Below are 22108 nucleotides of genomic sequence, written 5' to 3'. Positions count from 1 at the left end.
AACGCCGAGCATGCTCAGTTGTGAGCGTGCAGGGCCTCGTTCAGCTCGATGGCCGACTTGTGGGTCTTGCACTCTACCGCGCCGTTCAGCGAGTTGCGGCGGAACAGCAGGTCGGTCTGGCCGGCCAGGTCGCGGGCCTTGACCACTTTGACCAGCTCGTTGTTTTCGTCCAGCAGGTTCACCTTGGTGCCAGCGGTGATGTACAGGCCGGCTTCAACGGTGTTGCGGTCGCCCAGCGGGATGCCGATACCAGCGTTGGCGCCGATCAGGCAGCCTTCACCCACCTTGATGACGATGTTGCCGCCACCGGACAGGGTACCCATGGTCGAGCAACCGCCGCCCAGGTCGGAACCTTTGCCAACGAATACGCCGGCGGACACGCGGCCTTCGATCATGCCCGGGCCTTCGGTGCCAGCGTTAAAGTTGACGAAGCCTTCGTGCATGATGGTGGTGCCTTCGCCGATGTAGGCGCCCAGGCGCACACGGGCGGTATCGGCGATGCGCACGCCGGCCGGGACCACGTAGTCGGTCATCTTCGGGAACTTGTCCACCGAGAACACTTCCAGCAGCTCGCCCTTCAGGCGCGCTTCCAGTTGCAGCTCGGCCAGTTCGGCCAGGTCGACCGCGCCCTGGTTGGTCCAGGCTACGTTCGGCAGCAGCGGGAAGATGCCAGCCAGGCTCAGGCCATGTGGCTTGACCAGGCGGTGCGACAGCAGGTGCAGCTTGAGGTAGGCCTCCGGGGTGGAGGTCAGGGCAGCGTCTTCGGCCAGCAGGGTGGCGACCAGCGGCTTGTGGCTTTCGGCCAGGCGGGTCAGCAGGGCGGCCTGGGCAGCATCCACGCCTTTCAGGGCTTCGGCCAGTTTCAAGGCCTGGCCGTTGCTGAAGGCGATGGCCTGGTTGCCACCTTCGTAACCGAGAACAGGGGCTACAGCGGCAACCAGCTCGGCGCTCGGGTTGAGCAGCGGTTGTGCGTAGAACACTTCCAGCCAGGCGCCCTGGCGGTTCTGGGAGCCGACACCGAAGGCCAGGCTGAACAGGGTATTGGACATGTGATTACCTCGTGCGAAATAGGGTGGGGGCTCAGGCCAGGGCAGCGGCGTACAGGTCCGGCTTGAAGCCGACCAGGGTGCGCGCGCCAAGGTCCAGCACCGGGCGTTTGATCATCGACGGCTGGGCCAGCATCAGCTCGACGGCCTTGGCCTGGTCGAGATCTGCCTTGCTGGCGTCGTCCAGCTTGCGGAAGGTGGTGCCGGCACGGTTGAGGATGACTTCCCAGCCGTGTTCGTCGCACCAGCGGTTCAGGCTGTCGCGGTCGATGCCTTGGGTTTTGTAGTCATGGAATTCGTAGGCGATGGCTTTGTCTTCGAGCCAGGTACGCGCCTTTTTCATGGTGTCACAGGCTTTGATGCCGTAGAGCGTGTAGGTCATTGTGTACATTGGGGTTACAAGTCGCCCCAATCTCTCCGTTTTTCGATGTCAGTCGCGGGATTATGCGGGAACGATCCTCGCGGCGCCACGCCCGTGGCGCCCCTGTTTATTGATCAGGATGTGTTCAAGCGACCAGGCGCTGGACCGATCCGATGATCTCATCGCCGTGTTGCTGTTCGGCGGTGCGCAGATCGAAGGCCGTCTGCAGGTTGAGCCAGAACTCAGGGGTGGTGTCCAGGCAGATGGACAGACGCAGTGCCATGTCGGCGGAAACACCGCCCCGTTCGCGCAGGATGTTGTTGACGGTTGGCGTTGCTACACCCAACGCCCTGGCCAGAGCTGCGGCGCTGAAGCCCATCTCCTTCTGGAAGTCCTCCCGCAGGATTTCACCCGGATGGATTGGACGCATACCGTTCTTGAGCATGATGCACCTCAGTGGTAATCGACAATTTCAACGTTAATTGGCCCGTGTTCTGTCCAGGTGAAGCACAGCCGCCATTGGTCATTTACACGGATACTGTGTTGGCCGGCGCGGTCGCCGCTCAGTGACTCGAGGCGGTTGCCAGGTGGCGACCTAAGGTCTCGCAACGCTGTTGCGGCATCGAGCATGGCCAGTTTGCGCTCCGCGACTGACTTGATATCTGAACAACGCCGTGTCTTTCCCGTTGTGAAGAGCGCTTCCGTGTCGGCACAGCTAAAGCTTTGAATTATGAGCTTGAACGCTTAACGTTATTCGTTAATATCGATTATACGACGGGATCGCTGTAGTTCAAGTCTTCATTAACGGGGCACGCGACTCGCAAGCCCCGGTCACATTAGCTGGGTATCATCATGTTACATATTCCCCCGTCACCTGCGACTATCGTGCAGCGGTCCCGAACCGTCGGTCGCCGCTAACATATTGTTCCAATGGCGATGTTTCGCCTTGCTATCGTTTCTGGTTCACAAAGGAAGCTTTCCCGGATGCAGTCCGCCTACACCGTCCTCATCCTGCTGACGCTGGTCAGCCTGTCGAAGCTGGTCGGCCGCATGATTCCGCTGCCCCTGCCGCTGGTACAGATCGCTGCCGGTGCCTTGCTGGCCCTGCCGACCCTGGGCCTGCACGTGGCCCTGGACCCCGAGTTGTTCCTGTTCCTGTTCTTGCCGCCGCTGCTGTTTGCCGATGGCTGGCGCATCCCCAAGCGTGAGTTGTGGCGCATTCGCGGGCCAGTGGTGGCGCTGGCCGTCGGTCTGGTGCTGTTCACCGTGGTCGGGGCCGGCTACTTCATTCACTGGCTGCTGCCGAGCATCCCCCTGCCGGTAGCGTTCGCCCTGGCGGCGGTACTCTCGCCGACCGATGCCGTGGCGGTTTCGGCCATCGCCCAGGATCGCCTGCCCACCCCGCTGATGCACATGCTGCAGGGAGAGGCCCTGATGAACGATGCATCGGGCCTTGTCACCTTCAAGTTCGCCCTGGCGGCGGCGATCACCGGGGTGTTCTCGCTGACTGATGCAAGCTTCAGTTTCGTCCTGGTGGCGCTTGGCGGCCTCGCGGTGGGTGTGGGCCTCAGCTGGCTGGTGGGCCGCCTGCGCGCCTGGATGATCGCCCGCGGTTGGGACGACCCGGCCACCCACGTGGTGTTCATGTTGCTGCTGCCATTCGCCGCCTACGTGCTGGCCGAGCGCCTGGGCGTGTCGGGCATCCTGTCGGCGGTGGCGGCCGGCATGATGCAAAGCTGGCTTGACCTGCTGCCGCGGCAGACCAGCACCCGCCTGCTCAACCGCAGCGTGTGGTCGCTGCTGGAGTTCGCCTTCAATGGCCTCATCTTCCTGCTATTGGGCCTGCAGTTGCCGGACATCATCAAGGCGGTGGTCAGCCACGAAGCCACCGTGTGGCCGACCCTGGCCTACCGATGCCTGGACGTGGTGGCGATCTTTGCTGCGCTGATCCTGCTGCGGTTCATCTGGGTGCAGAGCATCTGGCGCTCGATCGGCGTGGTGCGCCGCTGGCGCGGCAAACCGGCGCTGGTGCTGATGCCTACGGCGCGCTCCTGCTGGCTGCTGACCCTGGGCGGTGTGCGCGGTGCGGTGACCCTGGCGGGTGTGATGTCGGTGCCGTTGCTGATGGGCGCGGGCAAGGCCTTCCCTGAGCGTGACTTGCTGATCTTCATTGCCGCCGGGGTGATCCTGCTGTCGTTGATCAGCGCCTGCATCGCGCTGCCGATACTGCTGCGCGGGGTGACCAAAAGCCCGGACGAGCGCTTGCACCAGGAAGTGCAGGAAGCCTGGCGCCGCACGGCCGAGGCGGCGATCCATGCCCTGGAAGCAGAAGAAGTGATCGACGCCAATGCCCCGCAGGATGCTGCGCAGGCAACCTTGGCGACCGAGCTGAAGGCGCGGTTGATGGCTGAGTACCGGGATGAGCTGAACAGCTACAACGACAGTGCCGAAGCCAAGGCCCTGGCCGACCAGATGGACTTGCTGGAGCGGCGCTTGCGTTTGCGTGCGCTGAGGGCGCAGCGGCTGGAGCTGTATAACCTGCATCGCCAGCACCTGGTGGGGGATGAGGTGGTCCGGCAGGTGCTTGGGGAGCTGGATATGAGCGAGGCCAACCTGGGGCAGGTCAGGTAGACCCGCAGGGGGCCGCTTTGCGGCCCTGTGGGAGCGAGTTCACTCGCGAATCAGGCGATACGGTGTATGGCACCGGCTGCGCCGGTGTTCGCGGGTGAACCCGCTCCCACAGGTTCTGCACAAAATTAAAGCATTGCTGAATCAGCGGTTCTGCAGGAAGGCGCGAATCCGCTCCGCCGCCTCGATGCATTCGGCCAGCGGTGCCACCAGCGCCATGCGCACACGCCCTGCGCCCGGGTTCACGCCATCCACATCACGCGACAGGTACGACCCCGGTACCACCGTCACATGCTGGGCTTCGAACAGGTCGCGGGTGAACTCGGCATCACAGCCCGGCACCTTGGCCCAGAGGTAGAAGCTGCCGTCCGGGCGCTGCACGTCCAGCACCGGCTGCAGGATGTCCAGCACGGCATCGTACTTGGCGCGATACTGGTCGCGGTTCGCGCGTACATGCGCCTCATCCTGCCAGGCGGCGATGCTGGCCAGCTGGGTTTGTACCGGCATGGCGCAGCCGTGGTAGGTGCGGTACAGCAGGAACGGTTTGATGATCTCGGCATCGCCAGCCACGAAGCCCGAGCGCAGGCCCGGCAGGTTGGAGCGCTTGGACAGGCTGTGGAACACCACGCAGCGCTTGAAATCACTGCGGCCGAGCTCGGCGCAGGCGGTCAGCAGGCCCGGTGGTGGCGCGTCTTCATCGAAGTAAAGCTCGCTGTAGCACTCGTCGGCGGCGATCACGAAGTCGTGTTCGTCGGCCAGGGCGATCAGCTTCTTCAGGGTGTCCATCGGCACCAGCGCGCCGGTGGGGTTGCCCGGTGAGCACAGGAACAGGATCTGGCAGCGCTTCCACACCTCGGCCGGTACGGCGTCGAAGTCAGGGTTGAAACCGTTGTTTTCCAGGCACGGCAGGTAGTGCGGGGTAGCCCCGGCCAGCAGCGCTGCGCCTTCGTAGATCTGGTAGAACGGGTTCGGGCTGATCACCAGGCCGTCATCGGCACGGTTGACCACCGCCTGGGTGAAGGCGAACAGCGCTTCACGGGTGCCATTGACCGGCAGGATGTGACGGTCGGCATCCAGCCAGCCGGCTGGCACGCCAAAGCGACGCTCGCACCACTGGCCGATCGCCTGGCGCAGGCCCGGCAGGCCGATGGTGCTGGGGTATACCGCCAGTTTGTCGAGGTTGTCGGCCATGGCCTGGGCGACGAATGCCGGAGATTCGTGCTTTGGCTCACCGATTGACAGGGCGATGGCGCGTTTGTCTGCCGCAGGCTTCACGCTGCCCAGCAGGGCACGGAGTTTCTCGAACGGGTAGGGCTGAAGCTGGGTCAAGGCATGGTTCATCGGCGCAAGGTCTCGTCAATCGTCTAGTCGTTAAAAGGTCACGCGGGTAGGGCTGGCATCGCTGGCCTGGCCGGCCTGCAACTGCTGGACGATGGCCTCCTGCAGGCGGCTGCACAGCTGCGGGTCGGACAGCGGCTGGTTGTCGGCATCAGTGATGAAGAACACGTCTTCCACCCGTTCGCCGAGGGTGGCGATCTTGGCGTTCTGCAGCGACAGGTCGAACTCCAGGAAGATCCGCCCCAGCCGGGCCAGCAGGCCTGGGCGGTCTGGTGCGGTGATTTCGAGGATGGTCACCGGCCGCTGGGCATCGTTGAGGATGGTCACCTGCGGCGGGAAGTTGAAGTGTTTGAGCTGGCGCGGTACCCGGCGCTGGATGATGGTCGGGTAGTCCTCGGGGTTGCGCAGCGCTTCGGTCAGGCCGTCGCGAATCTGCTTGACCCGCTGCGGGTTGTCGCCGATAGACCCGCCGTCGTTGTCCAGCACAATGTAGGTGTCGAGGGTGAACTGGCTGCTCGACGTGATGATGCGTGCATCGTGGATGTTCAGGTTCAGCTGCGACATGGCCGCCACCGTCACGGCGAAGAAATCGTGCTGGTCAGGGGCGTAGATGAAGATCTGCGTGCCGCCTTCGAACTCGCGCTGGGTGGTTTCCTTGATCAGCACCAGCGGCCCGCCATCGGCCGGTTGCTGCAGGATCGCGTCCGTGTGCCAGGCCACATCGCCGGCGTTGTGCTTGAGAAAGTAGTCATCGCCCAGCTGCGACCACAGTTGCTCGACATCGTCCGGGTCGGTGCCCTCGCGTACAAGGATGTCCAAGGCTGCAGACTGGGTCTGGCGAATCTGTTCTTCGCGGTCCAGCGGGTTTTCCAGGCCGCGGCGCAGGGCGCGCTTGGTCTCGCTGTAGAGCTGGCGCAGCAGGCTGGCCCGCCACGAATTCCACAGGCTGGGGTTGGTGGCGTTGATATCGGCCACGGTCAGCACGTACAGGTAGTCCAGGCGCGTCTCGTCGCCCACGTGCAGGGCAAAGTCGTTGATCACCTGCGGGTCGGACAAGTCCTTGCGCTGGGCGGTGGTCGACATCACCAGGTGGTTAAGCACCAGCCAGACGATCAGCCGACTGTCCCAGGCCGGCAACTGGTGGCGCTCGCAGAACTTCTGCGCATCCACCGCGCCCAGCTCCGAATGGTCGCCCTGGCGACCTTTGCCGATGTCGTGGTAGAGGCCGGCCAGGTAGATCAGCTCGGGCTTGGGCAGGCGCCCCATCAGCTTGCTTGCCAGCGGGAATTTCTCGGACACCGGCGTGTACTGCAGCTTGCGCAGGTGCTTGATGAGGTTGAGCGTGTGCGCATCGACCGTATAGATGTGGAACAGGTCGTGCTGCATCTGCCCGACTATCAGGCCGAACTCCGGCAGGTAGCGGCCAAGGATGCCGTAGCGGTTCATCCGCCGCAGGTTGCGGTGGATGCCGATTTCGCACTTGAACAGCTCGATGAACAGGCTGGTGTTGCGGATATCGGTGCGGAAGGTGTCGTCGATCAGGTGGCGGTGCTCACGCAGCAGGCGCACCGTATCGGCACGCACACCCTTGATTTCGGGGTGCTGGGCCATCAGCACGAAGATTTCCAGCATGGCGAACGGTGTGCGCTTGAACACGTTCGGGTTGGTAGCCTCGATATAGCCGTCATGCAGGCGAAAGCGTGCATTCAGCGGCTGGGTGGTGCCGCTGTCTTCGTCGGCGAGGATGACCTCTTCGAAGTGTTGAATGATCAGGTCGCACAACTGGCTGATGCTCATCACCACCCGGTAGTACTGCTGCATGAACTGCTCGATTGCCCGCTTGGGGTTCTCGTCGCTGTAGCCCAGCAGTGCGGCGAGGCTGCGCTGGTGGTCGAACAGCAGGCGGTCCTCGGCGCGACCGGCCAGCATGTGCAGGGCGTAGCGCACCTTCCACAGAAAATCCTGGGACGAAGCCAGCAGCTCGTTCTCGCTTTCCAGCAAGAAACCTTCGCCGGCCAATGCGTGCAGGTTCAGGGTGCCGTACTGACGGCGGGCCACCCACAGCACTGTCTGGATGTCACGCAGGCCACCGGGCGAGCCCTTGACGTTGGGTTCGAGGTTGTACTCGGTGTCGTTGTACTTGTGGTGACGGGCCTTGAGTTCGGCGCGTTTGGCCAGGAAGAAGTCTTTGCTCGGCCACATGTGCGCGGTGCTGGTCACCTCCAGCATGCGCTGGCGCAGGGCTTCGGGCCCGGCAATGGTGCGGCTTTCCATCAGGTTGGTAATCACCGTCAGGTCGGCGCGGGCCTGTTCGGCGCACTCGTCGACGGTGCGCACGCTCTGGCCCACTTCCAGGCCGATGTCCCACAGCAGGGTGAGAAAACGCTCAATGGCGTTGCGGTACTGCTCGTGCTCGGCGGCGCCCAGTAAAATGAGCAGGTCGATGTCGGAATGCGGGTGCAGCTCACCACGCCCGTAGCCACCCACTGCGACCAGGGCGATACCGCTGTGGTCGCCCCAGTCGAACTGGTTCCAGGCCTGTTGCAGGATATTGTCGACGAGCCAGGCGCGGGCTTCGATCAGCGGGCGGATTTCGCCGCCACTGCGGAAACGCTTGTCGAGCACCTCGCCGGCCTGGCGGATGGCTTTCTTGAAGGCGGCGATGGGGCTCGCCTTGAGGGCCAGTTCCGCCTGGAACTGGCCGCGATCGAACAGCTCGGGGTCCACCTGGGGCATCGCGTCACGTTCCTGTCGTCGGGTGGCCTGTCTCGGTGCGGTCAGGCCGAGGTGCGCGGGATGGTGTCGTCCTTGCGCAGGGTGAAGATCTCGTAGCCGGTCGCAGTCACCACCAGGGTGTGTTCCCACTGAGCCGAGAGCTTGCGGTCCTTGGTGATGGCGGTCCAGCCGTCGCCCAGCACCTTGGTGTCGGCCTTGCCCTGGTTGATCATCGGTTCGATGGTGAAGGTCATGCCTTCTTTCAGTTCCATGCCGGTGCCGGCGCGGCCGTAGTGCAGGATCTGCGGCTCTTCGTGGAACACCTTGCCGATGCCGTGGCCGCAGAACTCGCGCACCACCGAGAAGCCGTTCTTTTCAGCGTGCTTCTGGATCACTTCGCCGATATCGCCCAGGCGGCAGCCCGGCTTGACCAGCTCGATGGCCTTGTACATGCACTCCTGGGTAACCCTGGACAGGCGCTCGGCCCACACCGGCACGGTACCGACGTGGAACATGCGGCTGGTATCGCCGTGGTAGCCGTCCTTGATCACGGTGACGTCGATGTTCAGCGTGTCACCGTCCTTGAGCGGCTTGTCGTTGGGGATGCCGTGGCAGACCACATGGTTGATCGAGGTGCAGATCGACTTCGGGTAGCCCTTGTAGTTGAGGGGCGCCGGGATGGCCTGCTGGACGTTGACGATATAGTCGTGGCACAGGCGGTCGAGCTCTTCGGTGGTAACACCGGGCTTGACGTGCTCCTCGATCATTTCCAGCACCTCGGCGGCCAGGCGGCCGGCGACGCGCATCTTCTCGATGTCTTCTGCGGTCTTGATGTTGACGGTCATTACAGGCTCTCTACGGCGCCGCACGCGGCGCGAACAAACGGGAAAGGCCGGATTCTAGCAGAGCAGGGCGGCATTCTGTCGGGATAAAGGCGGCCATGCTGCGGTCTACAGGAGGCATTCTGGCCTGTTTGGCGGGGCGCTGCAAAAACCGCTGACAGACGCAACCTTATTCGGGTTTCGTTCGTTCGCGGTCTGTGGTATAACATGCGCCGCTTTCGGGGACGACCCCGTGAGCTTAAACCCACACACGTGTCGACACGATGACCTGGGTGCCCCGGATTTTCGAATTTGCGGGTTGGTCATTGGGATGCGTGGAGGCCCAACCCGACTTATCAAGGAACTATCATGTCCCAAGTCAACATGCGCGATATGCTGAAGGCCGGTGTGCACTTCGGCCACCAGACCCGTTACTGGAACCCGAAAATGGGCAAGTACATTTTCGGCGCGCGTAACAAGATCCACATCATCAACCTGGAAAAAACCCTGCCAATGTTCAACGAAGCTCTGGCTTTCGTAGAGCGTCTGGCTCAGGGCAAGAACAAGATCATGTTCGTCGGCACCAAGCGTTCCGCCGGCAAGATCGTCGCCGAGCAAGCTGCTCGTGCCGGTTCGCCATACGTTGACCACCGCTGGTTGGGCGGCATGCTGACCAACTACAAAACCATCCGTGCTTCGATCAAGCGTCTGCGCGACCTGGAAACCCAGGCCGAAGATGGCACCTTCGCCAAGCTGACCAAGAAAGAAGCCCTGATGCGTTCGCGCGATCTGGAAAAGCTGGACCGCAGCCTGGGTGGTATCAAGGACATGGGCGGTCTGCCTGATGCCCTGTTCGTGATCGACGTTGATCACGAGCGCATTGCTATCACCGAAGCTAACAAGCTGGGCATCCCGGTTATCGGCGTTGTCGATACCAACAGCAGCCCGGAAGGTGTTGACTACATCATCCCAGGCAACGACGACGCCATCCGCGCCATCGAGCTGTACATGACTTCGATGGCCGACGCCATCATCCGCGGCCGCAACAACGTTGCTGGCGGCACCGAAGTCTATGTTGAAGAAGCGGCTGCACCTGCTGCTGAGTAATAGGCGCTAGCGTCTACTTGGCACGCAAAAAGGGGGCTTTGCCCCCTTTTTGCCACCTTGAAATCCTGCTGTCAGCAAGGGCCCCGCATTATGGGTTGGCTGAGATAACAACAGCGGATTCGCAGAATTTAACGCCCGTGTCGAGCGGGTGGAATGGTTGAAAAACTTTCCAAGAGGATTTTGAAATGGCAGCAATTACTGCAGCGCTGGTAAAAGAACTGCGCGAGCGTACTGGCGAAGGCATGATGGATTGCAAGAAAGCCCTGGAAAAGGCTGGCGGCGACATCGAAAAAGCCATTGACGACATGCGTGCCTCGGGCGCCATCAAGGCCGCCAAAAAGGCTGGCAACGTCGCTGCTGAAGGCGCTATCGCGGTCAAGACCGACGGTAAATCCGCCGTTCTGCTGGAAGTGAACTCGCAGACCGACTTCCTGGCCCTGCAAGACGACTTCAAGAACTTCGTTGCCGAAAGCCTTGAAGAAGCCTTCGCCCAGAAGCTGACCGACGCTGCTCCGCTGATCGCATCGCGTGAAGCTGCTCGTGAAGCCCTGGTTGCCAAGTGTGGCGAAAACGTCAACATTCGTCGCCTGGTGCGCGTTGAGGGTGACGTTGTTGGTGCCTACCTGCACGGCAACAAGATCGGCGCTGCCGTCGTTCTGAAAGGCGGTGACGTCGAGCTGGCCAAGAACATTGCCATGCACGTTGCAGCGTCGAACCCTGAGTTCCTGGATTCGTCGGAAATCTCCGCCGAGGCCATCGAGCGCGAGAAGAATGTCTTCCTGCAGCTGAACGCCGACAAGATCGCCGGCAAGCCGGAAAACATCGTAGAGAACATGATCAACGGCCGTATCACCAAGTTCAAGGCCGAAGCTTCGCTGAAAGAGCAGGCTTTCGTCATGAACCCGGAAGTCAAGGTTGGCGAGCTGGCCAAGAAAGCCGGCGCTGAAATCGTTTCGTTCACCTACTTCAAAGTCGGTGAAGGCATCGAGAAGCCAGTCGACGACTTCGCTGCTGAAGTTGCTGCTCAGGTAGCTGCTGCCAAGCAGTAAGACAGCCCCGTCTGTCGCCCCAAAGAGGCTGCCCGCTCACGCGCGCAGCCTCTTTGTCAAAGCGGGAGCGGTTTACGAGACCGTTGCTCGCTGACGCAGTCGCTGCGTCACGTTAGAGTTACATGCAGGCTCAAGCAGCCCGCCAGAATTTTTTACAAACGCCGCAGGAGAGATTCGCAATGGCTCAGCAGGGCAGTGGTCATCAGGCTCGCTATAAACGCATTCTACTCAAACTTAGCGGCGAGGCCCTGATGGGCTCGGAAGAGTTCGGGATCGACCCAAAAGTCCTGGATCGCATGGCGCTGGAAGTCGGCCAACTGGTCGGCATCGGTGTTCAGGTAGGTCTGGTGATCGGTGGTGGCAACCTGTTCCGTGGTGCGGCGCTCAGTGCAGCCGGCATGGACCGCGTCACCGGTGACCACATGGGCATGCTGGCGACCGTAATGAACGCCCTGGCCATGCGCGACGCGCTGGAGCGGGCGAACATTACCGCCATTGTCATGTCGGCTATTTCCATGGTTGGCGTGACCGATCACTATGATCGCCGCAAAGCCATGCGCCACCTGAACGCCAAAGAAGTCGTAATTTTCGCTGCCGGTACCGGCAACCCGTTCTTCACCACCGACTCTGCTGCCTGCCTGCGCGCCATCGAAATCGATGCCGACGTGGTATTGAAGGCAACCAAGGTCGATGGTGTATACACTGCTGATCCATTCAAGGACCCGCATGCCGAGAAGTTCGATCATCTGACCTACGATGAAGTGCTGGATCGCAAGCTGGGTGTGATGGATCTGACGGCAATCTGTCTCTGCCGCGACCACAAGATGCCGTTGCGCGTCTTCAATATGAACAAGCCCGGCGCCCTGCTGAACATCGTGCACGGCGGCGCGGAAGGAACCCTGATCGAGGAAGTTCAAAAATGATCAACGACATCAAGAAAGACGCCCAGGACCGCATGGGCAAGTCCATCGAGGCGCTGGGTCGTCACCTGGCGGCGATCCGTACCGGTCGTGCCCACCCAAGCATCCTGGACAGCGTCAAAGTCACTGCCTGGGGTAGCGAAATGCCGCTGAACCAGGTCGCTGCGATCAGCGTCGAAGATGCCCGCACCCTGAAGATTGTCGCTCACGACAAGAACCTCAGCGCTGCCATTGAGAAGGCCATTCTAACCTCCGACCTGGGCCTGAACCCGTCCAGCGCCGGCACCACCATTCGTGTGCCGATGCCAGCCCTGACCGAGGAAACCCGCAAGGGTTACACCAAGCAGGCCAGCGGCGTGTGCGAGGATGCCAAGGTAGCTGTGCGCAACGTGCGCCGCGACGCCCTGGCCGACCTGAAGAAGCTGACCAAGGACAAGGAAATCAGCGAGGACGAAGAACGTCGCGCCGCTGACGAGATCCAGAAGCTTACCGACAAGTTCGTTGCCGAAGTCGATGCCGCCTTCAAGGCCAAGGAAAAGGACCTGATGGCCGTCTAAGGCCGGGGTTTCTTAATGGAAAAGACCAAGCCAGTGGCGCCGTCCTCGGTGCCGCGTCATGTCGCGATCATCATGGATGGCAACAACCGCTGGGCGAAAAAACGCCTGCTGCCCGGCGTTGCCGGGCACAAGGCGGGTGTCGACGCCGTTCGCGCGGTCATCGAGGTGTGTGCCAAGTCCGGGGTCGAGGTATTGACCCTGTTCGCGTTCTCCAGCGAAAACTGGCAGCGCCCCGCCGAAGAGGTCGGTGCGCTGATGGAGCTGTTCTTCTCGGCCCTGCGCCGTGAAGCCAAGCGCCTCAACGAGAACAACATCAGCTTGCGCATCATCGGTGACCGTTCGCGCTTCCATCCCGAGTTGCAGGCTGCCATGCGCGAAGCCGAAGCGCTGACCGCCGGCAACAACCGCTTCATCCTGCAGATCGCGGCCAACTACGGTGGCCAGTGGGACATCGCCCAGGCCGCCCAGCGGCTGGCGCGGGAAGTGCAAGCCGGGCACCTGCGTCCGGAAGACATCACCCCGGGCCTGCTGCAGACCTGCCTGGCAACCGGCGAGTTACCTCTGCCGGACCTGTGTATTCGTACCGGTGGCGAGCACCGCATCAGCAATTTTCTGTTGTGGCAGCTGGCCTACGCCGAGTTGTACTTCTCCGACCTGTACTGGCCGGACTTCAAACACGAGGCCATGCGCAATGCCCTGGCCGATTTCGCTTCGCGCCAGCGCCGCTTTGGTAAGACCAGCGAGCAGGTCGAGGCTGGAGCTCGTGCTTAATGCTTAAACAACGCATCATTACCGCGCTGATCCTGCTGCCGATTGCGCTGGGTGGCTTCTTCCTGCTCAACGGCGGGGATTTCGCCCTGTTCATCGGCTTCGTGGTGACCCTTGGAGCCTGGGAGTGGGCGCGCCTGGCCGGGTTGATGACCCAGCCGCTGCGCATCGCCTATGCCGCGGTGGTCGCCGGAGCGCTGATGTTGCTGTACATCCTTCCGGAGCTGGCGCCCTGGGTGCTGGGTGCCGCGGTGATCTGGTGGGGGCTGGCCACCTGGCTGGTGCTTACCTACCCGCGCAGCAGCGAGCTGTGGGCCAGCGCGGCCTGCCGGTTGCTGATCGGCCTGCTGGTATTGCTGCCGGCCTGGCAGGGGCTGGTGCTGCTCAAGCACTGGCCGCTGGGCAACTGGCTGATCCTGTCGGTCATGGTGCTGGTGTGGGCTGCCGATATTGGCGCCTACTTCTCTGGCAGGGCTTTCGGCAAGCGCAAGCTGGCCCCGCAGGTCAGCCCGGGCAAGAGCTGGGAAGGCGTGTATGGCGGCCTGGCAGTCAGCCTGGCAATTACCTTGGCGGTCGGCATCAGCCGCGACTGGGGTTTCGGCCAGATCCTGCTGGGCCTGCTGGGTGCTGCGCTGCTGGTCATGTCCTCGGTGGTCGGTGACCTGACAGAGAGCATGTTCAAGCGCCGTTCCGGCATCAAGGACAGCAGCAACCTGCTGCCTGGCCATGGCGGCGTGCTCGACCGCATTGATAGCCTTACTGCGGCGATCCCGATTTTCGCCGTGCTGTTGTGGGCTGCCGAATGGGGTGTGATGTGAGCCGCCCGCAACGTATTACCGTACTCGGGGCGACCGGCTCCATCGGCCTGAGCACGCTGGATGTGATTGCGCGCCACCCTGATCGCTATCAGGTATTCGCCCTCAGCGGGTATTCGCGGATCGACGAGTTGCTGGCCCTGTGTGTACGCCATCGCCCTGCGTTCGCGGTAGTCCCGAGTGCCGAGGCGGCCGTGCGGCTGCGCGAAACCCTTGCAGCGGCCGGCTGCGCCACCGAGGTGCTGGAAGGCGAGGCCGGGCTTTGCCAGGTGGCTTCGGCAGCGGAAGTGGATGCAGTGATGGCAGCGATTGTCGGTGCCGCCGGCCTGCGCCCGACCTTGGCTGCCGTGGAGGCGGGCAAAAAGGTGTTGCTGGCCAACAAGGAAGCCCTGGTGATGTCAGGTGCGCTGTTCATCGAGGCAGTGCGGCGCAGCGGCGCCGTATTGTTGCCGATCGATAGCGAGCACAATGCGATCTTCCAGTGCATGCCTGGCGACTACGCTCGCGGCCTGAGCGCGGTTGGCGTACGCCGGATACTGCTGACAGCTTCCGGTGGCCCGTTCCGCGAGACACCGGTCGAGGCGTTGCTCGATGTGACGCCGGAGCAGGCCTGTGCGCACCCCAACTGGTCCATGGGGCGCAAGATTTCTGTGGATTCGGCCAGCATGATGAACAAGGGGCTCGAACTGATCGAGGCTTGCTGGTTGTTCGATGCCGCGCCGGCCAAGGTCGAGGTGGTGGTACACCCACAGAGTGTCATCCACTCCCTGGTCGATTACGTGGACGGCTCGGTATTGGCGCAGCTGGGTAACCCGGACATGCGCACGCCCATCGCCAATGCCCTGGCCTGGCCTGAGCGCATCGATTCCGGGGTGGCTCCGCTGGACCTGTTTGCCATTGCTCGCCTGGATTTCCAGGCGCCCGACGAACAGCGCTTCCCTTGCCTGCGCCTGGCGCGGCAGGCTGCCGAGGCCGGCAACAGCGCACCCGCCGTACTCAATGCGGCCAACGAAGTGGCGGTCGAGGCATTTCTTGAGCGGCGTATCCGCTTCCCGGAGATCGCGGGTATGATCGAACAGGTGCTCGATCAGGAGCCCGTTGTGCCGCTGCCGTCGCTGGACGCGGTGTTCGCCGCCGACCAGCGTGCCCGGGAGCTTTCCCGTGAGTGGCTGAGGCGTCACGGTCGCTGATGCAAGCCCGCCCAGGTTCGTGAGGGGGTTGGCATGATGCCGGCCCGCTGAACATCATTCGGAGATGGACATGACAGCGCTCTACATGATTATCGGCACCCTCGTGGCTTTGGGTGTGCTGGTCACTTTCCATGAATTCGGCCACTTCTGGGTGGCACGCCGCTGCGGCGTCAAGGTGCTGCGCTTCTCGGTGGGCTTCGGCACGCCGCTGCTGCGCTGGCATGACCGCCATGGCACCGAGTTTGTGGTCGCAGCAATTCCGCTGGGCGGCTACGTGAAGATGCTCGACGAGCGCGAGGGCGATGTGCCGCCTGCGCTGGCTGATCAGTCGTTCAACCGCAAGTCTGTGGGCCAGCGTATCGCGATTGTCGCGGCGGGCCCGATTGCCAACTTCCTGCTGGCCATCCTGTTCTTCTGGGTGCTGGCGATGCTGGGTACCCAGCAGGTCCGTCCCGTGATCGGTACGGTCGATGCTGGCAGCCTGGCAGCATCGGCCGGGCTGACCGCAGGTCAGGAAATCGTTTCTATCGACGGCAAGCCGACCAACGGTTGGTCGGCGGTCAACCTGCAGCTGGTTCGTCGCCTGGGCGAAAGCGGCACATTGCAGGTTGGCGTGCGCGACGAAGGCGCCACAGCCGAGCGCCAGCTGCAGGTCAAGCTGGACAGCTGGCTCAAGGGTGCTGACGAGCCGGACCCTATCCAGTCCTTGGGGCTGCACCCTTGGCGCCCGGCGATGGTGCCGGTGCTGGCCGAGATTGATCCGAAGGGGCCGGCTGCCGCTGCTGGCCTCAAGACAGGCGACAAGCTGCTGAGCGTCGATGGCGTGCCGGTGACGGAATGGCAGCAGGTCGTCGACAGCGTGCGTGCCCGCCCGGATGCCAAAGTGGTCGTGCGTGTGGAGCGCGACGGCGCTGCCCTGGAAGTGCCGGTGACCCTGGCGCGCAAGGGTGAGGGCAAGGCTGCCGGTGGCTATCTTGGCGCCGGGGTAAAAGGTGGCGAATGGCCTGCCAGCATGCTCCGCGAAATCAGCTACGGCCCGCTCGAGGCAGTGGGTGAGGGCTTGTCCCGTACCTGGAACATGAGCGTGCTGACCCTTGAATCGCTGAAGAAAATGCTGTTCGGGGAGCTCTCGGTAAAAAACTTGAGTGGACCGATAACCATTGCTAAAGTGGCGGGCGCTTCAGCCCAGTCCGGCGTGGGGGATTTCCTGAATTTCCTGGCCTACCTGAGCATAAGCCTGGGGGTTCTTAACTTGCTGCCCATCCCGGTACTGGATGGGGGGCATTTGCTGTTTTACCTGGTCGAGTTGGCGCGCGGTCGTCCGCTGTCAGATCGGGTGCAAGGTTGGGGGGTCCAGATCGGTATCAGTTTGGTCATAGGGGTGATGTTGCTCGCCCTGATCAACGATCTGGGTCGACTATAAAGCTTCGCTCAATTGCGAACCTGCCGCGTTGTCGCGGCAGGTTGTTTATTGCCAGTTGGAATAAAAGGACTTCATGAAACGTCTGCTGCTAACTGCGGTCATGTCCGCACTGATGATCGCTGAAGTTCACGCCGAGTCCTTCACCATCTCCGATATTCGCGTCAACGGCCTGCAGCGGGTTTCCGCTGGCAGTGTCTTCGGTGCCTTGCCGCTGAACGTCGGCGATCAGGCCGATGACCGCCGCCTGGTGGACTCGACCCGTTCCCTGTTCAAGACCGGGTTCTTCCAGGACATCCAGCTGAACCGCGATGGCAATGTGCTGATCATCAACGTGGTCGAGCGCCCGTCGGTGTCGAGCATCGAGATCGAAGGCAACAAGGCGATCAGCACCGAAGACCTGATGAAGGGCCTGAAACAATCGGGCCTGGCCGAAGGCGAGATCTTCCAGCGTGCCACCCTTGAAGGTGTGCGTAACGAGCTGCAGCGCCAGTACGTGGCCCAGGGCCGCTATTCGGCCGAGGTCGACGCCGAAGTCGTGCCGCAGCCGCGCAACCGCGTGGCGCTGAAGATCAAGATCAACGAAGGCACCGTCGCTGCCATCCAGCACATCAACATCGTTGGCAACAACGTGTTCGATGATGACACCCTGGGCCAGCTGTTCGAGCTGAAGACCACCAACTGGCTGTCGTTCTTCAAGAACGACGACAAGTATGCCCGCGAAAAACTGTCCGGTGACCTGGAGCGCCTGCGTTCCTACTACCTGGACCGCGGCTACATCAACATGGACATCGCCTCCACCCAGGTGTCCATCACGCCAGACAAGAAACACGTCTACATCACCGTCAACATCAACGAAGGCGAGAAGTACACCGTTCGCGACGTGAAGCTGTCCGGTGACCTGAAAGTGCCGGAAGACCAGGTCAAGTCGCTGCTGCTGGTGCAGCCGGGCCAGGTGTTCTCGCGCAAGGTGATGACCACCACCTCCGAGCTGATCACCCGTCGTCTGGGCAACGAAGGCTACACCTTCGCCAACGTCAACGGCGTGCCACAGCCGAACGACCAGGACCACACGGTCGACATCATGTTCGTGGTCGACCCGGGCAAGCGTGCCTACGTCAACCGCATCAACTACCGCGGCAACACCAAGACCGAAGACGAAGTGCTGCGTCGCGAAATGCGCCAGATGGAAGGCGGCTGGGCTTCGACCTACCTGATCGACCAGTCCAAGACCCGCCTGGAGCGCCTGGGCTTCTTCAAGGAAGTCAACGTCGAGACCCCGGCGGTGCCAGGTACTGACGACCAGGTCGACGTCAACTACAGCGTCGAAGAGCAAGCCTCCGGCTCGATCACCGCCAGCGTCGGTTTCGCCCAGAGCGCGGGCCTGATCCTCGGTGGTTCGATCAGCCAGAGCAACTTCCTGGGTACCGGTAACAAGGTGTCCATCGGCCTGACCCGTTCGGAATACCAGACCCGCTACAACTTCGGCTTCGTGGACCCCTACTTCACTGCCGATGGCGTCAGCCTGGGTTACAACGCCTTCTACCGCAGCACCGACTACGACGACCTCGACGTCGATGTGGCCAGCTATGCGGTGGACAGCCTGGGTGCCGGCGTCAGCCTTGGCTACCCGATCAGCGAAACCTCGCGCCTGACCTACGGCCTGAGCGTGCAGCAGGACAAGATCAAGACCGGTAAGTACACCGTTGACGAGATCTTCGATTTCCTTGACCAGGAAGGCGAGAACTTCCTGAACTTCAAGGCCTCGATCGGCTGGTCCGAGTCCACCCTCAACAAAGGCGTGCTGGCCACCCGTGGTCACTCGCAAAGCCTGACCCTGGAATCCACCATTCCGGGCAGCGACCTGTCGTTCTTCAAGCTCGACTACCGTGGTCAGCTGTTCCAGCCGATCAACAACGACTACACCCTGCGCCTGCACACCGAGCTGGGCTATGGTGATGGTTATGGCAGCACCTCGGGCCTGCCGTTCTACGAGAACTACTTCGCCGGTGGCTTCAACTCTGTCCGTGGCTTCAAGGACAGCAGCCTTGGCCCGCGCAGCACCCCGAGCCGTGGGGCAGACGATCCCAACGGTAAGCCGGGTACTATCCGTGACCCGGACCAGGATCCGTTGCCGTTCGGTGGCAACGTGCTGGTGCAGGGCGGTGTCGAGTTGCTGTTCCCGCTGCCGTTCGTCAAGGACCAGCGTTCGCTGCGCACCTCCGTGTTCTGGGACGTGGGTAACGTGTTCGACACCAATTGCGGCAACAAGCCTGATTGCGAGAAAGTCGGCTTCTCGGGCATGGCCAGTTCGGTCGGCTTGGGTGTGACCTGGATTACCGCACTGGGCCCGTTGAGCTTCAGCCTGGCAATGCCGGTCAAGAAGCCGGACGATGCCGATACCCAGGTGTTCCAATTCTCTCTGGGCCAGACCTTCTAAGGTCGGCCCTTGCTTAATGACAACGGTTTATCCAGGAGTGCATCGTGCGTAAATTGGCTCAACTGGCCGTAGTGGCCGCGGCGCTGGTCGCCACCCCGGCATTCGCCGAAATGAAGGTTGCCGTGCTGAACTATCAGATGGCCCTGCTCGAATCGGATGCCGCCAAGAAATACGCGGTCGATGCCGAGAAGAAGTTCGGTCCGCAACTGACCAAGCTGAAAAGCCTCGAAAGCAGCGCCAAGGGCATCCAGGACCGTCTGATCAAGGGCGGCGACAAGATGCAGCAGCAGGAGCGTGAGCGCCTGGAGCTCGAGTTCAAGCAAAAGGCCCGTGACTTCCAGTTCCAGTCCAAGGAACTGAACGAAGCCAAAGCCGTTGCTGACCGCGACATGCTCAAGCAACTGAAGCCGAAGCTGGATGGTGCTGTCGAGGAAGTGATCAAGAAGGGCGGTTTCGACCTGGTCCTCGAGCGTGGTGCGGTCATCGATGTCAAACCTCAGTACGACATCACCCGCCAGGTCATCGAGCGCATGAACCAAGCCCGTTGATATGAGTGTGACCATGACGCTAGGCCAGCTGGCCGAGGCCCTCGGTGCCACCCTCAAGGGGCCCGAGGCGTTGCAGATTACCGGGCTGGCCACCTTGCAGGAGGCAGGCCCCGGTCAATTGAGCTTCCTCGCCAACCCGCAGTACCGCAAGTACCTGGATAACTGCCAGGCGGGTGCGGTATTGCTCAAGGCTGCGGATGCCGAAAGTTTCGCTGGCAATGCCCTGATCGTGGCCGACCCGTACCAGGCGTATGCGCGTATTTCCCACTTGTTCGACCCCAAACCCAAGGCTGTGGCGGGAATCCATCCCAGCGCCGTGGTGGCTGAGGACGCGCAGGTGGACGCCAGCGCCAGCATCGGGCCGTTCGCGGTGATCGAAAGCGGTGCGCGCATCGAGGCTGACGTCTGCATCGGCGCGCATTGCTTCATCGGTGCCCGTTGCGTTGTAGGTGAAGGCGGCTGGCTGGCGCCGCGGGTGACGTTGTATCACGACGTCGTGATCGGCAAGCGCGTGGTCATCCAGTCGGGTGCTGTGATCGGCGGCGAAGGCTTCGGCTTTGCCAATGAGAAGGGTATCTGGCGCAAGATCGCCCAGATCGGCGGCGTCACCATTGGTGATGACGTGGAAATCGGCGTCAATACTGCCGTCGACCGTGGTGCGCTGTCCGACACGCGGATCGGCGACGGGGTCAAGCTCGACAACCAGATCCAGATCGCCCACAACGTGCAGATCGGTGACCACACGGCCATGGCCGCTTGTGTGGGCATTTCCGGCAGTACGCGCATCGGCAAGCATTGCATGCTGGCCGGGGGCGTGGGCCTGGTAGGGCACATTGATATTTGCGATAACGTATTTGTTTCAGGGATGACAATGGTAACCCGTTCGATCACTGAACCCGGTTCCTATTCATCCGGCACAGCCATGCAGCCTTTGGCTGACTGGCGCAAGAGCGCTGCGCGGATCCGCCAGCTGGATGACATGGCCAAGCGTCTTCAGCAGCTGGAAAAACGCGTCGATACCGTGACCTCAGGTGGCCTGCCGACATCAGAAGGCTGATACCATTCCCTGAGCAAGAGTGAACAGTCGCTAGCTGGCTCCTCTTTGGATTGCTAAAGGAGCGTGTGGTCAGCACCTGCGCTCCCTATTCTTATTACAGGCTTCCCCCCCGAAATGATGGACATCAACGAGATTCGCGAATACCTGCCTCACCGTTACCCGTTCCTGCTGGTGGACCGGGTGACGGATCTGGACTTCGAGGCCCAGAGCATTCGTGCCTACAAGAATGTCAGCATCAACGAGCCGTTCTTCAACGGCCATTTCCCGGCGCACCCGATCATGCCGGGCGTTTTGATCATTGAAGCCATGGCCCAGGCGGCCGGCATCCTCGGTTTCAAGATGCTCGATGCCAAACCCGCTGATGGCACCCTGTACTACTTCGTCGGTTCCGACAAGCTGCGCTTCCGTCAGCCGGTACTGCCGGGTGACCAGTTGGTGCTGGAAGCCAAGTTCCTCAGCCGCAAGAGCATGATCTGGAAGTTTGAATGCCGCGCCCTGGTCGACGGCAAACCGGTTTGCTCGGCACAGATCACATGCGCGGAACGCTCCCTATGAATTCGATTGATCCTCGGGCCATTATCGACCCGTCGGCCAAGCTGGCCGATGGTGTCGAGGTCGGCCCTTGGTCGATCGTTGGCCCCGATGTGGAAATCGGGGAGGGTACCGTTATCGGCCCGCATGTTGTGCTCAAAGGGCCGACTCGCATCGGCAAGCACAACCGTATCTTTCAGTTTTCCTCGATTGGCGAAGATACCCCGGACCTCAAGTACAAGGGTGAACCGACGCGCCTGGTGATCGGCGATCACAATGTGTTCCGCGAAGGGGTGACCATCCACCGCGGCACCGTCCAGGACCGTGCGGAAACCACCGTGGGCGACCACAACCTGATCATGGCCTATGCCCACATCGGCCACGACAGCGTCATTGGCAACCACTGCATCCTGGTCAACAACACGGCCCTGGCCGGCCATGTGCACGTAGGCGACTGGGCGATCCTGTCCGGCTATACCCTGGTGCATCAGTACTGCCATATCGGTGCCCACGCGTTTTCCGGCATGGGCACGGCTATCGGCAAGGACGTCCCGGCCTTCGTCACCGTGTTCGGCAGCCCGGCCGAAGCCCGCAGCATGAACTTCGAGGGCATGCGCCGCCGCGGTTTCAGCGACGAGGTGATCCACGTGCTGCGCCGTTGCTACAAGATTGTCTATCGTCAGGGCCTGACCGTCGAAGACGCGCTCAAGGAGCTGGCCGAAATGGCCGCGAAACACCCTGAGGTCGAACTGTTCCGTCAGTCGATCGTGAATTCCGCCCGCGGCATCACCCGCTGA

General features: G+C 62.0%; 21 protein-coding genes. 14 read left to right on the top strand and 7 right to left on the bottom strand.

All coding sequences use genetic code 11. The features are described from left to right. Positions 1-14: 14 nt before the first annotated feature. From dapD to PP4_RS28240, 4 genes are all read right to left on the bottom strand, one after another. On the bottom strand, positions 15-1049 hold the full coding sequence (gene dapD / locus PP4_RS21080) for a 2,3,4,5-tetrahydropyridine-2,6-dicarboxylate N-succinyltransferase (protein ID WP_016485200.1): 1035 nt from the start codon (positions 1047-1049) through the stop codon (positions 15-17). Positions 1050-1080: 31 nt separating this feature from the next. Continuing rightward, positions 1081-1428: an ArsC family reductase gene (locus PP4_RS21075; RefSeq protein WP_003252272.1), complete on the bottom strand. Its 348-nt coding sequence runs from the start codon at positions 1426-1428 to the stop codon at positions 1081-1083. A gap of 124 nt (positions 1429-1552) precedes the next feature. Next, positions 1553-1852 carry a type II toxin-antitoxin system antitoxin GraA gene (gene graA, locus PP4_RS21070; RefSeq protein WP_003252274.1) on the bottom strand — a complete coding sequence of 100 codons (300 nt, stop codon included), beginning with the start codon at positions 1850-1852 and terminating at the stop codon, positions 1553-1555. Between the two features lie 8 nt (positions 1853-1860). Continuing rightward, entirely contained in the window at positions 1861-2139 is a 279-nt protein-coding gene (locus PP4_RS28240; protein WP_080642811.1) for a type II toxin-antitoxin system RelE/ParE family toxin, read from the bottom strand. Positions 2140-2391: 252 nt separating this feature from the next. Between PP4_RS28240 and PP4_RS21065 the strand changes: the two genes are divergently transcribed. Then, positions 2392-4038 carry a Na+/H+ antiporter gene (locus PP4_RS21065; RefSeq protein WP_016501171.1) on the top strand — a complete coding sequence of 549 codons (1647 nt, stop codon included), beginning with the start codon at positions 2392-2394 and terminating at the stop codon, positions 4036-4038. Between the two features lie 141 nt (positions 4039-4179). Here the strand turns inward: PP4_RS21065 and dapC are convergent, their stop codons facing one another. From dapC to map, 3 genes are read right to left on the bottom strand one after another with little or no spacing between them, the layout of a single operon-like run. Continuing rightward, on the bottom strand, positions 4180-5376 hold the full coding sequence (dapC, locus tag PP4_RS21060; RefSeq protein ID WP_016501170.1) for a succinyldiaminopimelate transaminase: 1197 nt from the start codon (positions 5374-5376) through the stop codon (positions 4180-4182). A gap of 30 nt (positions 5377-5406) precedes the next feature. After that, a complete protein-coding gene (locus PP4_RS21055; RefSeq protein ID WP_016501169.1) occupies positions 5407-8109 on the bottom strand; it encodes a [protein-PII] uridylyltransferase in 2703 nt (900 codons plus the stop codon). A gap of 41 nt (positions 8110-8150) precedes the next feature. After that, positions 8151-8933, bottom strand: coding sequence for a type I methionyl aminopeptidase (gene map / locus PP4_RS21050; RefSeq protein WP_016501168.1), 783 nt, complete (start codon positions 8931-8933; stop codon positions 8151-8153). A gap of 345 nt (positions 8934-9278) precedes the next feature. Here map and rpsB point away from each other — a divergent pair, with 345 nt between their 5' ends. The 13 genes from rpsB (at position 9279) to lpxA (ending at position 22108) form a co-directional block, all read left to right on the top strand. Then, positions 9279-10016, top strand: a complete 738-nt coding sequence (gene rpsB / locus PP4_RS21045) for a 30S ribosomal protein S2 (protein WP_016501167.1) — start codon at positions 9279-9281, stop codon at positions 10014-10016. A gap of 185 nt (positions 10017-10201) precedes the next feature. Continuing rightward, positions 10202-11065: a translation elongation factor Ts gene (gene tsf, locus PP4_RS21040; protein ID WP_016501166.1), complete on the top strand. Its 864-nt coding sequence runs from the start codon at positions 10202-10204 to the stop codon at positions 11063-11065. Positions 11066-11244: 179 nt separating this feature from the next. Continuing rightward, positions 11245-11988 (top strand): UMP kinase, encoded by a 744-nt coding sequence (pyrH, locus tag PP4_RS21035; RefSeq protein ID WP_009686950.1) that lies wholly within the window; start codon positions 11245-11247, stop codon positions 11986-11988. Beyond that, positions 11985-12542 carry a ribosome recycling factor gene (gene frr, locus PP4_RS21030; protein ID WP_016501165.1) on the top strand — a complete coding sequence of 186 codons (558 nt, stop codon included), beginning with the start codon at positions 11985-11987 and terminating at the stop codon, positions 12540-12542. Before pyrH ends, frr begins: the two co-directional genes overlap by 4 nt. 15 nt (positions 12543-12557) lie before the next feature. Next, the gene (gene uppS / locus PP4_RS21025; RefSeq protein WP_016485210.1) at positions 12558-13313 is read left to right on the top strand and encodes a polyprenyl diphosphate synthase; all 756 of its coding nucleotides are present in this window, start codon (positions 12558-12560) and stop codon (positions 13311-13313) included. After that, complete coding sequence (locus PP4_RS21020) at positions 13313-14128, top strand: phosphatidate cytidylyltransferase (RefSeq protein WP_016501164.1); 816 nt, start codon at positions 13313-13315, stop codon at positions 14126-14128. Before uppS ends, PP4_RS21020 begins: the two co-directional genes overlap by 1 nt. Next, complete coding sequence (gene ispC / locus PP4_RS21015) at positions 14125-15315, top strand: 1-deoxy-D-xylulose-5-phosphate reductoisomerase (RefSeq protein ID WP_016501163.1); 1191 nt, start codon at positions 14125-14127, stop codon at positions 15313-15315. The genes PP4_RS21020 and ispC overlap by 4 nt, the downstream gene beginning before the upstream one ends. A 70-nt stretch (positions 15316-15385) precedes the next feature. Beyond that, positions 15386-16738, top strand: coding sequence for an RIP metalloprotease RseP (gene rseP, locus PP4_RS21010; RefSeq protein WP_016501162.1), 1353 nt, complete (start codon positions 15386-15388; stop codon positions 16736-16738). Between the two features lie 73 nt (positions 16739-16811). After that, positions 16812-19175 carry an outer membrane protein assembly factor BamA gene (bamA, locus tag PP4_RS21005; RefSeq protein ID WP_016501161.1) on the top strand — a complete coding sequence of 788 codons (2364 nt, stop codon included), beginning with the start codon at positions 16812-16814 and terminating at the stop codon, positions 19173-19175. Positions 19176-19219: 44 nt separating this feature from the next. Further along, the gene (locus PP4_RS21000) at positions 19220-19723 is read left to right on the top strand and encodes an OmpH family outer membrane protein (protein WP_012270843.1); all 504 of its coding nucleotides are present in this window, start codon (positions 19220-19222) and stop codon (positions 19721-19723) included. A gap of 1 nt (position 19724) precedes the next feature. Next, on the top strand, positions 19725-20780 hold the full coding sequence (gene lpxD / locus PP4_RS20995; RefSeq protein ID WP_041167851.1) for a UDP-3-O-(3-hydroxymyristoyl)glucosamine N-acyltransferase: 1056 nt from the start codon (positions 19725-19727) through the stop codon (positions 20778-20780). 114 nt (positions 20781-20894) lie between these two features. Further along, on the top strand, positions 20895-21335 hold the full coding sequence (gene fabZ, locus PP4_RS20990) for a 3-hydroxyacyl-ACP dehydratase FabZ (protein ID WP_008094893.1): 441 nt from the start codon (positions 20895-20897) through the stop codon (positions 21333-21335). Then, positions 21332-22108, top strand: coding sequence for an acyl-ACP--UDP-N-acetylglucosamine O-acyltransferase (gene lpxA / locus PP4_RS20985; RefSeq protein WP_016501159.1), 777 nt, complete (start codon positions 21332-21334; stop codon positions 22106-22108). The genes fabZ and lpxA overlap by 4 nt, the downstream gene beginning before the upstream one ends.

It is taken from the genome of Pseudomonas putida NBRC 14164 (assembly GCF_000412675.1).
Classification (GTDB): Bacteria; Pseudomonadota; Gammaproteobacteria; order Pseudomonadales; family Pseudomonadaceae; genus Aquipseudomonas; species Aquipseudomonas putida.
Note: the sequence above shows the minus strand (reverse complement) of the source record. Positions and strands in the feature narration are given on the sequence as shown.